Origin of the sequence: Synechococcus sp. Tobar12-5m-g, from assembly GCF_024345415.1 — a bacterium.
GTDB lineage: Bacteria > Cyanobacteriota > Cyanobacteriia > PCC-6307 > Cyanobiaceae > Regnicoccus.
Genome location: NZ_JAGQBB010000026.1, coordinates 1 through 11,972 on the forward strand (window position 1 = coordinate 1; position 11,972 = coordinate 11,972).

Consider the following 11,972-nt stretch of genomic DNA (forward strand, 5'->3'; position numbering starts at 1 on the left):
GCGGGCCAGTCCCCAAACATGGTGAGATCAGGCTCATTCCAGCCTGATCTCTGCTGAAATAGTCCAATCCGAACAATTGGTGGACCGCGACTGGCTATGCGGACGTGTTGTCCAGAGCTTCCCTAGGGCAGCCAGGGCTGGGTTGAGAAGTCGGGATCCCGCTTCTCCAGGAAGGCATCGCGGCCCTCCTGGGCCTCGGCGGTTCGGTAGAAGAGATGGGTGGCCTGGCCGGCCAACTCCTGGAGCCCGGCCATGCCGTCGGTTTCGGCATTGAAGGCGGCCTTGAGGCAACGAATCGCCGTGGGGCTCTGGCGCAGCACCTCCCGGGCCCAGCGCAACCCCTCCGCCTCCAGCTCGGCGAGCGGCACCACCGCATTGACCAGCCCCATGGCCAAGGCTTGCTCGGCGTTGTACTGGCGGCCGAGGAACCAGATCTCGCGGGCCTTGCGCTGCCCCACCACCCGGGCCAGGTAGCTCGCCCCGAAACCGCCGTCGAAGCTGCCCACCCGCGGCCCGCTCTGGCCGAACACGGCGTTGTCGGCCGCCAGGCTGAGATCACAGAGCAGGTGCAGCACCTGGCCGCCACCGATCGCGTAGCCGGCCACCAGGGCGATCACCACCTTGGGCAGGGAGCGGATCAGCCGTTGCAGATCGAGCACGTTGAGCCTGGGCAGGCCCGCTCCGTCCAGGTAGCCCCCGTCCCCCCGCACGCTCTGGTCGCCGCCGGAGCAGAAGGCGTAGCCCCCGTCGGCGGCCGGTCCGACGCCGGTGAGCAGCACCACCCCCACGGACGGGTCTTCGCGCACCCGGGAGAAGGCGTCACAGAGTTCCACGACAGTGCGGGGCCGGAAGGCGTTGCGCTTGGCCGGGCGGTTGATCGCGATCCGGGCGACACCCTTCGGGCCCCGATCGAAACAGATGTCCTGGTAGGTGCCGGCCGGGGTCCAGGCCACGGGCGGCTCGGCCGGGGTGGACTCGGCGCTCATCGAGGCGTAGGCGACGGGGAGGTCATTCTGGGCCGCGGGCGGCGGCGGCCCGCAACCGTTGCCGCAGGGCCGCATCGGCGCGGCGGTCGGTGCGCAGCTCCAGCAGGGCCAGGGGCTGGCTCAGGCTCCAGGCCAGGGCGTCGGCCAGGTGCTCAAGGCGCTCCACCCGGCGCCAGGCCACCCCATGGGCCGCCGCCAGGGCGCCGTGATCCAAGCCCTGGGCCATGGCGAACAGGCGCTCGAAGTCGATCAGCTCGCCATTCGGGGCGGCGGGGCGAATCGGCAGTTGCTCGAAGATGCCGCCACCGCCGTTGTCGATCACCACCACGGTGAGCCGGCCGGTGAGTTGCCGTCGCCACAGCCAGCCGTTGCTGTCGTGCAGCAGGGCCAGATCCCCAGTGAGCAGCACCAGCTGCCCGAGGCTCTCTGCCAGACCCGCCGCAAGCGAGAGCGTGCCGTCGATGCCGGAGGCGCCGCGGAAGCCGAACAGCTCCCGGGCGGGTGCGGCCGGGTCTGAGAAGCTCTCCCAGTCGCGGACCGGGCTGCTGTTGGCCAGCATCACCGGCCAGCCCGGCGGCAGCAGCCGGCTGAGCGCCCGGGCCAGGGCCGGCTCCCTGGGCACCCCGCTGGCCGGGAGCTGGCGGTTCAACAGGGCCTGGCAGTGGTCCTCCTGTTGACGCCAATGGTGCTGGTGGGTGAGGCTGGCCGGGGAGGCCCCACCGCGCCAGACCCCCTCGGGCAGGGACCGGCACCAGCGATCGAGGCCGGCGCCGAGGCGCAGCGACGCCGTGCCAAGGGGATCCAGGTTGCGGGGCTCGGCTTCGCCGATCAGCAGCTGGCGACCCCCGAGGCCCCCCAGCCACTGCTGCAGGCGACGGCTGGCCGGCAGCGGACCGAGCCGCAGCACCTGATCCGCCGCCAACGCCTCGGGCGGGTCCTCCAGCACCAGGTCGTAGCCGCCGATCGCCGCCAGGCCGGTCTCACCCCGCAGGCCGGAGAGCCCATCGGCGAGCAGGGGCCAGCCAGTGCGCCCCTGCCAGCGCCCCAGGGCGGCCAGGAAGGGGGCACGCTCCTGCGGTGGCCCCCGCCAGGGACCGGCCACGATCACCCCTGGCCGATCCGGATCCAGCAGCGGGGTGACCCCAGGCCTGGCGGCCTCGCCCGATCGGTCCCCGGCCGGAGCGTCCGGGGCGGGCCTGTCCTGGCCGGCTGCCAGCCCTGAGGCCAGGGACAGCACGTCCGCCGCCGCGGCGTGGAGGGGGTCCTCGAAGGGCAGGTTGAGGTGCACCGGCCCGGCGGGCGCACCGGTGGCGGCCCGCCACGCCGTCAGGGCGAGCTGGTGGAGAGCTGCGGGGGCCATCACCGCCAGGCCGGCCGGATCGCCTTCCCCCACCCAGCGGCAGCTGGGCCGCAGGAAGTCCTGCTGGTTCACGGTCTGGTTGGCGCCGCACCCCTTCCGGTGGCCGGGCCGATCGGCACTGAGCATCAGCAGGGGGATGGCGCCGTGGTCGGCTTCCACCGCCGCCGGCAGCAGGTTGGCCACGGCGGTGCCGGAGGTGGTGACCACCGCCGCCGGCTGGCCGTCGGCCCGGCTCAGTCCCAGGGCGAAGAAGGCCGCCGAGCGCTCGTCGATGCCGGTGTGGAGGCTGAACTGACGCCCCTCCAGCATCCCGGCCGCCACCGCCAGGGGGCCGGATCGACTGCCCGGACAGAGCACCAGCCGCTGCAGGCCAAGCCGCTGAAGTCCCCGCAGCAAAGCCAGGGAGGCTTTGAGGTTGTCGGCTCCGCTCACCCTGGCCCTGGCCTGTTCAGGATGGATCATCGCCAATGCCCCGGACAGACCTGCCCCATGACGACCCCCCATGGCCCTGGCAGTGGTTCAGGCGGTGCCCCAGCCCGTTCCGATTTTGTTCGCCAGTGGCTGCCGCTGCTGCTCTGGGCCGCCCTGGCCCTGCTGCTGCGCTGGCTGGTGATCGAGCCCCGCTGGATCCCCTCGGGCTCGATGCTGCCCACCCTGCAGCTGCGGGATCGGATTCTGGTGGAGAAGATTCGGCCGCGGCTGCCGGGCCCCCTGCCGCTCGGGACGATCGTGGTGTTTCGCCCGCCTGATCCGCTGCTGGCCGCCGGCTACGACCCGGGCGCCGCCCTGATCAAACGGGTGGTGGCCGGGCCGGGGGACCGGATTGAGGTGCGCGAAGGCGCCTTGCGCCGCAACGGTTCGGTGGTTGTGGAGCCCTGGCGCCCGGCGCCGATCGACTACGACCTGGCGCCGCTGCTGGTGCCGCCCGGCCATCTGATGGTGCTGGGGGACAACCGCAATGCCAGCCTGGATTCCCACCTCTGGGGACCTCTTCCCGCCGACCATGTGATCGGCACGGCGGTGTTCCGCTACTGGCCCCTGAACCACCTCGGCCCGATTCGGTTCTCCCTCCCGGACCCGCTCGGTGCCGCTTGATCGCCTGCGGTAGGGTGCAGACCGTGATGCAGAGCACACCGGAGATGTTCAACCCGGAGTTCCTGACGACCGACAGCGAAGCGATCAGCAGCAACCTGCTGATTCAGTACCTTCAGGATCAGTCCCCGGATGTGCTCCAGCGGGTGGCCCGCTCCGCCAGCGGCGACATTCAGGACATCATTCGCCACAACGTCCAGGGTCTGCTCGGCATGTTGCCCGGCGAACAGTTCGAGGTGAAGATCCAGGCCAGCCGCGACAACCTCGCCGGCCTGCTTGCTTCGGCCATGATGACCGGTTACTTCCTGCGCCAGATGGAGCAGCGCATGGAGCTGGAAACCACCCTCTTCGGCGAAGGCGGTGAGGACGACCCCGGTGAGCTCAAGCTCTGAGCGGCTGAAGCTCTGATGGCCGGCTAGTCGGTTTTCTTCGGCTCCTGCTCTCCCGGCACCAGGCCCCAGGCCACCAGGGTCTGGTCCAGTTGGGCCAGAAAGGCCCAGGAGCCGCTCGATGGGGCCCAGGCCCGGCTTTCCAGTTCGGTGGCGAGCTTCTCCAGGTCGACGCTGCGGATGGGCAGCGGGGCCTCGTAATGGGCGGGCACCAGCCAGGCCAGGCCCTCAATCGCCGCCAGCTCCCGCAGCCAGGCCACCAGCTGGGACCGTTGCCGAGGAAACACCAGCCGCTCCAGCACCGGCGCCACCTGCAGCAGCGCCTCCCCAGGCCGGATCAGCGCCGCGCATTCCCGCTCCCAGCCGGCTTCCCAGCGGAATGGGTAGAGGCCGAAGTAAAGGCGTGCCTGGCGTTGTCCGGGCTGCCAGCAGGCGGCCAGCAGCTCCCGCCAGGGGGGCATCCGCACGCTCTCGGGCCGCAGGAACGAAGCGAACAGCACCAGGCGCCACCAGCCGCGCCGCCGCTGCTCCGGGTCGTCGCGCAGGGGTTGATCACCTCGCTCGCGGGCATGGAACAGCAGCGGGGTGGGATCGGCCTCGAACAGCGCCGGCGGCTCGGCTGAAATCGCCACCAGGGCATCGGTGAGCACCAGGGCGCCGCTGGCGCGGTGAAAGCAGGCCACCTCCATGAAGGTGCCCAGGCCCAGGTCCAGGGGTCCGAGCGGCAGCCAGCTGAGTTCCTCCTCGTGGGGCAGGCCCTGCTCGAACAGCACCCGGGTGCGGCGGGCCGGGAAGCCCAGCCAGGCCAGGGGAAGCGGCAGCGGAAAGCTCCACTGGCATGGGCTCACCCACACGCTGGCCTCGGGGAAGGCCCGGGCCATCGCAGGCACCGGCAGCTTGTGCTCGAGGCCGGAGCTGGTGGGCAGCACGATCGAGAGCACCGGCCCGCAGCGCTCCACCAGCGGCTCCAGGGCGGCCAGCAATTCCCCGGTGGGGGGCACCGGCGCGTAGAGCAGCAGGCCCCCGCGCAGGCGCAGCACGGTCATCCGGATCGGCACCGCCACATAGAGCAGGCCCTGGAGTTGCTCGAAGCTCCAGGCCTGGTCTGGAATCAGCTCTCGTACCAGGGTGTGGCGCTGGCCGTAGGGATAGAGAGGCAGCAGCGGCCACCAGGGCCAGCGCCGATCCGGCCCGGAGCTCAAGAGGCGGGTCCCTGGGATTGGCGCCGCTGCCGCGACTGGGCCAGCAGGCCGTGGCGCGGAGCGAACAGGAAGCTGAGCACGAACAGGCCGGTCTGGACCAGCACGATGCAGCCGCCGGTGGAGGCATCGAGCCAGTAGCTGACGTAGATCCCCACCAGGCTCGAGAGCACGGCGGAGAGGATTGCGATCCAGGTCATCCGATCGAAGCGGTCGGTGAGCAGGTAGGCCGTGGCCCCGGGTGTGACCAGCATCGCCACCACCAGGATGATCCCCACGGTCTGCAGTCCCGCCACCGCTGCCAGGGAGAGCGCCGAGAGCAACAGGTAATAGAGGAAACCGGTGTGGATGCCGATTGATCGGGCGTGGGTGGGATCGAAGCAGAACAGCACCAGATCGCGGTAAAACACCGTCAGCACGCCCAGCACCAGCAGGCTGATCAGCAGCGTCTGGACGATGTCGGAGGCGCTGATCCCCAGCACGTTCCCGAAGAGGATGTGGGTCAGGTCGATCGAGCTCCTCACCTTTGACACCAGGGTGATGCCCAGGGCGAAGAAGCCGGTGAACACCAGGCCGATCACCGTGTCCTCCTTGATGCGGGTCATCTGCTTGATGTAGCCGATCACGGCCACCGAGCCCACCCCGAACACGAAGGCGCCCAGGGCGAAGGGCAGGTTGAGGGCGTAGGCGATCACCACGCCGGGCATCACGGCGTGGGACACCGCATCGCCCATCAGCGCCCAGCCCTTCAGGGTGAGGAAGCAGGAGAGCATTCCGCAGACCGTGGCCACCAGGGAGCTGACCAGCAGGGCCTTCACCATGAAGGAGTGCTGCAGGGGCTCGATCAGCCAGATCGGAGCCCCCATCAGCTCTGGCCCCAACCGAAGGTGCGGGCCAGGTTCTCCTCGGTGAACACCTCGGAGGTGTCGCCGTAGGCCAGCACGGTCTTGTTGATCAGCACCACCTGATCGCAGAAGCCGGTGACATGGGCCATGTCGTGGGTGGAGATCAACAGGGTGCGCCCTTCGCGGCGGAACTCCTGGAACAGTTCGATCATCAGTTTTTCGGTGCGGATGTCCACCCCGGCGAAGGGTTCATCCAGCAGCAGCACCGAGGCCCCCTGGGCCAGGGCCCGGGCCAGGAAGGCGCGCTTGCGCTGGCCCCCCGAGAGTTCGCCGATCTGCCGTTGGCGCAGGGGCCACAGCCCCACCCGCTCCAGGCTGTCGCGAACGGCCTGGTGGTCGGAGCGCCGGGCGATCCGCAGCAGGTTCATCGATCCGTAGCGGCCCATCATCACCACATCGGCCACCTGGACCGGAAAGTTCCAGTCCACGCTCTCGGCCTGGGGCACGTAGGCCACGGCATGGTCGCGGCGGGCCTGGCGCAGGGAGTTGCCGTTGATCGCGATCTGGCCGTAGGAGGGTTGGACAAAGCCCATCAGGGCCTTGATCAAGGTGCTCTTTCCGGCACCGTTCATGCCGACCAGGCCGCAGATGCTGCCGGCCCTCACCTGCAGGGAGGCGTCGTAAAGGGCGACCACGCCGTGGTAGTCGACGCTGAGGTGCTGAACGGAGATCCTGTTCTCTGGCATCGGCTCAGGATCCCTTCAGGCCATCGACCAGGGTGCGGATGTTGTGGCGCTGGAGCTCCAGCAGGGTGCTGGCCGGACCGCTGGGGGCGGAGAGCGAATCCACGTAGAAGATGCCGCCGAAGCGGGCGCCGGATTCCGCGGCCACCTGCCGCTGGGTCTCGGCGCTGACGGTGCTTTCGCAGAACACGGCCGGCACCCGCCGCGTGCGGACCAGCTCGATCAGGCGTGCCATGCGCTGCGGGGTGACTTGTGATTCGGCGTTGACCGGCCACAGGTAGGCCTCCTTCAGACCATAGTCGGCGGCGAGGTAGGAGAAGGCCCCCTCGCAACTGACCAGCACCCGCTTGCCCGGCGGAACGGCGGCCAGGGCGGCGCGCAGCTCCCGGTCGAGGGCCCGGAGCTTGGCTCGGTATCGCTCGGCATTGGCGCGGTAGTGGTCGGCATGGGCTGGATCCAGCCGCGTGAAGGCCCGCCGAATGTTCTCGACATAGACCTCCGCCAGCTTCGGGGACATCCAGGCATGGGGATTGGGCTTGCCGGCGGCCTTGTCTTCGGCGATCGGCAGGGCCACGATTCCCTCGCTCAAGGTGGCCCGCGGAACCGCTGGAATCGAGCTGTAGAACCGAGCGGCCCAGGCCTCGAGATGCAGGCCGTTATCCAGGATCAATTGCGCATCCCCCACCCGCTTGAGATCACTGGGGGTGGGCTCATAGCCATGGATCTCGGCACCCAGCCTGGTGATCGATTCCACCTGCAGCTGGTCGCCTGCCACCTGGCGGGCCATGTCGGCCAGCACCGTGAAGGTGGTGAACACCAGGGGGCGGGAGTCTGGGACCGCTGCGCCAGGTTGGGGATTTTCCTGCTCCGGCGCAGCCGACGGGCGGGGGGCAGGGCAGCCCGCCAGGGCGATGCCAAGCAAGGCCGTCAAGGCCCACGCCAGCTGCCGCACCGGCCTTGTTGGTTTCGATCCCCGCAAGCCTCGCAAGGCGCGCCAACCCAATCCATCAGCCTGGCATCCCTGCGCGGCGGCCCGGCAGAACGGGCACAAAAAAGCCCCCTGCAGGAGGGGGCTTGACGGAGGAATGGCCAGAACCGTGTTGTAGGGCCGTTGCTTGGCGGCTTCAGCCGATCGCCGGGGCCACCAGGGCCACGGGACGGGCTTCGGTGAGGGCCAGATCGAGGGGGAAGTTGTGGGCGTTGCGCTCGTGCATCACCTCGAAGCCGAGGTTGGCGCGGTTGAGCACATCGGCCCAGGTGTTCACCACCCGGCCCTGGGCATCAAGGATCGACTGGTTGAAGTTGAAGCCGTTCAAGTTGAAGGCCATCGTGCTGACTCCCAGGGCGGTGAACCAGATGCCCACCACCGGCCAGGCGGCCAGCAGGAAGTGGAGGCTGCGGCTGTTGTTGAAGCTGGCGTACTGGAAGATCAGGCGACCGAAGTAACCGTGGGCGGCCACAATGTTGTAGGTCTCCTCTTCCTGGCCGAACTTGTAGCCGTAGTTGAGGCTCTCGGTTTCAGTGGTTTCCCGCACCAGGGAGCTGGTGACGAGGGAGCCGTGCATGGCCGAGAACAGGCTGCCGCCGAACACACCGGCCACACCGAGCATGTGGAAGGGGTGCATCAGGATGTTGTGCTCAGCCTGGAACACCAGCATGAAATTGAAGGTGCCAGAGATGCCGAGGGGCATGCCGTCGGAGAAGGAGCCCTGGCCGAAGGGGTAGATCAGGAACACGGCGAAGGCGGCCGAGAGCGGGGCGCTGTAGGCAATGCAGATCCAGGGGCGCATGCCGAGGCGGTAGCTCAGTTCCCACTGGCGGCCCAGGTAGGCGGAGATGCCGATCAGGAAGTGGAACACCACCAGCTGATAGGGCCCGCCGTTGTAGAGCCACTCATCAAGGCTGGCCGCTTCCCAGATCGGGTAGAAGTGCAGGCCGATGGCGTTGCTGGAGGGAACGACGGCACCGGAGATGATGTTGTTGCCGTAGAGAAGCGAACCGGCAACGGGCTCGCGGATGCCGTCGATATCGACGGGGGGAGCGGCGATGAAGGCAATGATGAAGCAGATCGTGGCTGCCAGGAGGCAGGGGATCATCAGCACACCGAACCAACCCACATAGAGGCGGTTGTCGGTGGAGGTGACCCACTGACAGAAGCCTTCCCAGGAGCTGGAACGTCCGCTGCGAACAGCTGTTGTCATCGGAAAAACGAAGACGAATGAGGACGGGATGATCCGGACATCCAAGGGACAGGCCCAAGAGACAGCCGGATGTCTCAACCTAGGAAGGGCCCAGGGTGGGACAGAAGCCACTCCAGGAAACGCAAGACCCCGTTGAAAAACTCCATGAAGAATGTTTTTGTTGCTTCATGAAGAAGCCTGAAGTGATGGTGTTTGGTCGGCTGGGGATCGGGCCGCTCCGCCGCCAGCCAGCCAGGTGCGGGCCTGGGCGAGGAAGCCCGACCAGTCGAGCCGTTCCGCCTCCGCCGCCCGGGCGACCAGCAAAGGCGCCTGTCGGCGCAGCTCGGCCAGATCGGTCTCCGGCAGGCCGCTGCTCAGGGCCATCACATCGGCCATCGCCCGGGCCACCACCCGGGTGAGGTAGGCCGCGCTCAGGGCCTGCAGGGCGCTGCCCACCAGCCAGGTGCTGGCCTCAAGCCGCATCAGGGTGAGCAGGGCCTGGCTGCTCCACTCCGCCACGCCGAGGGCCAGGGCCGCCTTGGCCAGTTCCAGGGCGGCTTCCCGCAGCTGGTCGGCTCCCCAGGGGCAATCCCACAGGCGGGCCATCTCCTGGAGCATCACCCCATTGGCAACGGCCAGGACCAGCAGATCCAGGCTGGGCAGGGGGGCGACCACCACCGACGCGGCCACCAGCCACTGGGTGCGCTGCACGAGTGGCCTCAGCCGCTGGCGGCGCAGCACCTCCAGCTCCCGCTGCCAATCGAGGTGCAGGGTTTCGAGGCAGCGCAGATCGGTGGCGATCAATTGCTGCTGCCCGCCGCCCTGCAGATGCTGGCGCAGGGGCTCCAGGGTGTGGTGCAGCTCACGGGCCGCCCCCCCCCAGAACAGCAGGCGATCTCCCAGCCGGGCCGGCAGCTGGGCGCGGAGCTCGGCCTCTTGCGCAAGGCGCCGCTCGCCGTCGGCAGGGTCGCTGGTCACCAGCAGCCAGACGGGCTGCTGGGCCGGCAGGCTGTCGAGCCAGCGCAGATCGGCGCCCCCCAGGCTGGAGCCAAGGCAGTACAGAAGTTGGTCGGATTCGGCGAACGGGGCGGGCCATCGCCAGTTCGGGCTGGAGGCAGGCAGGGGATGGCCCCAGTGCAGGGCCAGGGGAAGGGCTCCCCGCAGGGCCGCCAACAGTACCGGCTGCAGGCTTGGTGATGGCAGGGTCACCCCCACCACGGCCAGCTCCAGCTGCCGCCGATCCTGGCGCCGCCGCAGGCGCTCGAGGCGCTCGCGACGGCTGCGCTGGGCCGGGGTGGACCGATGCTCCCCGGCGGGGCCGGCCGCTTCAAGCCGCTCGAACTGGAGCAGAAGCCCGTCGCAGCGACGGAACCAGGCCTCACAGGTCTGGGGCAGGGCGGGGCACATGGTTCGTCGGCCACGGCAGAGCCACCACCAGCCACCGGCCATCGCCCCCACCAGGAGGGCTCCGGAACCCGGCCCGTGCAATGCCTCCGTCACCAGCCAGCCCCCCGCCAGCAGGCCGGCGGCGGGAAGCCAGGGAATCGGCCAGCGGCCCGGCGCGGCGGCGGCCTGGTCGGAGCGGGAGAGGGGTGCCAAGGCGGGCGGGCAAGGGTGCCAGTGGGGATCCGGCGGGGCCGACCCAGGTGAGCATCTCTAGCTCAGCTGCGCCTTTCTGCCCAGGCCATCCATAAATTGGGGTGGATCCCGCCCTCGGCATGGCCATCTCCACCCCGCCAGGGAGCGCCTCCCCTTCGAGCGACAGCCGGGCGGAGGTGAATCGGGTGTTGCTCACTGCCCTGGCGGTGAATGTGCTGATGAGCCTGCTGAAGCTGGTGGTGGGGCTGATGAGCGGCTCGTTGGCGGTGCTGGCCGATGCGATGCACAGCGCCACCGATGGCCTCTCCAGCCTGCTGGGACTGATCACCAACGGGCTCTCCGATCCGAAGCCTGACCGCGACCATCCCTACGGCCACCACAAGTACGAAGGGGTGGGCGCCCTGGCGATCGCCGCCTTCATCTTTTTCGCCTCCTTCGAAATTCTCCAGACGGCCACCCAACGGCTCATCAACGGTTTCGCCCCGCTGCGCATCGGCAGGCTGGAGCTGCTGCTGCTGTTGCTGGCCCTGGCCTGCAACGTGCTGCTGGCGGCCTACGAGCGGCGGGAGGGCAACCGGCTCGGCAGCCGCCTGCTCCTGGCCGATGCCATGCACACCACCAGCGACATCTGGACCACCTTGATGGTGCTGGTGGGCCTGGCCGGGGTGCTGCTGCTGGGGATGAACTGGCTCGACGTGGCGGTGGCCGTGCCCCTCGCCCTGCTGCTGGTGCGGGCCTGCTGGCAGGTGCTCAGCTCCAACCTGCCCTGGCTGGTGGACCAGATCGCCATTGCCCCGGAGGCGATCCATGCCGTGGCGATGGCGGTGCCGGGGGTGCTGAACTGCCACGACATCGCCAGCCGCGGTGTGCTGGGACAGCAGGTGTTCATCGACATGCACATGGTGGTGGCCGCCAACGACCTGCCCACGGCCCACCGGGTGACTGAGCTGGTGGAGGAGCACCTGGAGGCCCGTTTCGGGCCGGTGCGCTGCACGATCCACCTGGAGCCCAGCGAATATGCCAGCTCCGACATCACCTTCCGGGGTGTCCATGGTTGAGACCAGCCGCTGGGGGACCCTGACCCCCCGCCAGAGGGTTCTGCTGGCCCAGCAGTGGCACGGCCTGCAACGGCAGACCGCCTGGCACGGCCAGCTGCCGGTGCTGCTGCTCAACCGCTGCTGGTTGCGGCTGGAGGTGGCGCCGGTGGCCGATCTGGCCCGGCTGCTGCCTCCAGACAGCACCGCCGAGGCCCCGGAGCTGGCCCGCTTCCGGGGGCTGCGGCACGACGGCATCGATCCGGCGCTAGCCGAAACCCTCTGCTGGCGAGAGTTCGGCCCCCAGGCCTGCCAGGCGGCCCTGCGACGCTATTGGGAGGCCCGGGACCGTGGCAACCACGGCTGGACCCTGGCGTCCTATCTGGCCTTCCTGGCCCGCTACCGGGCGGTGTTCGAGCGGCCGGGGCGGCGACCGCTTCCCCTGGTGGTGCTGGCCCGCAGCTCCCAGCCGGACCCGCACCAGCTGCACTGGCTGCCTGACCCCGGCGCCGTTGATGCGGCAAACTTGCCCCCGGATTGAAGGG

General features: G+C 69.3%; 12 protein-coding genes. 4 read left to right on the forward strand and 8 right to left on the reverse strand.

Annotated features, from left to right (window positions below; translation table 11 throughout):
* Positions 1–122 precede the first annotated feature (122 nt).
* Positions 123–986, reverse strand: coding sequence for a 1,4-dihydroxy-2-naphthoyl-CoA synthase (gene menB, locus KBY66_RS13435; RefSeq protein ID WP_255090124.1), 864 nt, complete (start codon positions 984–986; stop codon positions 123–125).
* 22 nt (positions 987–1,008) lie between these two features.
* On the reverse strand, positions 1,009–2,808 hold the full coding sequence (gene menD / locus KBY66_RS13440; RefSeq protein ID WP_255090125.1) for a 2-succinyl-5-enolpyruvyl-6-hydroxy-3-cyclohexene-1-carboxylic-acid synthase: 1,800 nt from the start codon (positions 2,806–2,808) through the stop codon (positions 1,009–1,011).
* Between the two features lie 27 nt (positions 2,809–2,835).
* On the opposite strand from menD, the gene lepB reads away from it, so the two are divergent.
* Together lepB and KBY66_RS13450 are read left to right on the forward strand one after the other, a co-directional pair.
* Positions 2,836–3,441 (forward strand): signal peptidase I, encoded by a 606-nt coding sequence (lepB, locus tag KBY66_RS13445; protein WP_255090126.1) that lies wholly within the window; start codon positions 2,836–2,838, stop codon positions 3,439–3,441.
* A 44-nt stretch (positions 3,442–3,485) separates the two neighbouring features.
* On the forward strand, positions 3,486–3,830 hold the full coding sequence (locus tag KBY66_RS13450; RefSeq protein ID WP_255090155.1) for a DUF760 domain-containing protein: 345 nt from the start codon (positions 3,486–3,488) through the stop codon (positions 3,828–3,830).
* Positions 3,831–3,853: 23 nt separating this feature from the next.
* Here KBY66_RS13450 and KBY66_RS13455 read toward each other — a convergent pair whose 3' ends face one another.
* The 6 genes from KBY66_RS13455 to KBY66_RS13480 form a co-directional block, all read right to left on the reverse strand.
* Complete coding sequence (locus KBY66_RS13455; protein WP_255090127.1) at positions 3,854–5,029, reverse strand: DUF4336 domain-containing protein; 1,176 nt, start codon at positions 5,027–5,029, stop codon at positions 3,854–3,856.
* The gene (locus tag KBY66_RS13460; RefSeq protein ID WP_261347066.1) at positions 5,026–5,892 is read right to left on the reverse strand and encodes a metal ABC transporter permease; all 867 of its coding nucleotides are present in this window, start codon (positions 5,890–5,892) and stop codon (positions 5,026–5,028) included. Before KBY66_RS13460 ends, KBY66_RS13455 begins: the two co-directional genes overlap by 4 nt.
* Entirely contained in the window at positions 5,892–6,617 is a 726-nt protein-coding gene (locus tag KBY66_RS13465) for a metal ABC transporter ATP-binding protein (RefSeq protein WP_255090128.1), read from the reverse strand. Before KBY66_RS13465 ends, KBY66_RS13460 begins: the two co-directional genes overlap by 1 nt.
* Before the next feature lie 4 nt (positions 6,618–6,621).
* Positions 6,622–7,545 (reverse strand): metal ABC transporter substrate-binding protein, encoded by a 924-nt coding sequence (locus KBY66_RS13470; RefSeq protein ID WP_255090129.1) that lies wholly within the window; start codon positions 7,543–7,545, stop codon positions 6,622–6,624.
* Between the two features lie 193 nt (positions 7,546–7,738).
* The gene (psbA, locus tag KBY66_RS13475) at positions 7,739–8,815 is read right to left on the reverse strand and encodes a photosystem II q(b) protein (RefSeq protein ID WP_255090130.1); all 1,077 of its coding nucleotides are present in this window, start codon (positions 8,813–8,815) and stop codon (positions 7,739–7,741) included.
* A 165-nt stretch (positions 8,816–8,980) separates the two neighbouring features.
* A complete protein-coding gene (locus KBY66_RS13480; protein ID WP_255090131.1) occupies positions 8,981–10,393 on the reverse strand; it encodes a YcjF family protein in 1,413 nt (470 codons plus the stop codon).
* Between the two features lie 119 nt (positions 10,394–10,512).
* On the opposite strand from KBY66_RS13480, the gene KBY66_RS13485 reads away from it, so the two are divergent.
* Entirely contained in the window at positions 10,513–11,451 is a 939-nt protein-coding gene (locus tag KBY66_RS13485; protein ID WP_255090132.1) for a cation diffusion facilitator family transporter, read from the forward strand.
* Positions 11,444–11,968 carry a hypothetical protein gene (locus KBY66_RS13490; RefSeq protein ID WP_255090133.1) on the forward strand — a complete coding sequence of 175 codons (525 nt, stop codon included), beginning with the start codon at positions 11,444–11,446 and terminating at the stop codon, positions 11,966–11,968. Before KBY66_RS13485 ends, KBY66_RS13490 begins: the two co-directional genes overlap by 8 nt.
* Positions 11,969–11,972: the final 4 nt, after the last annotated feature.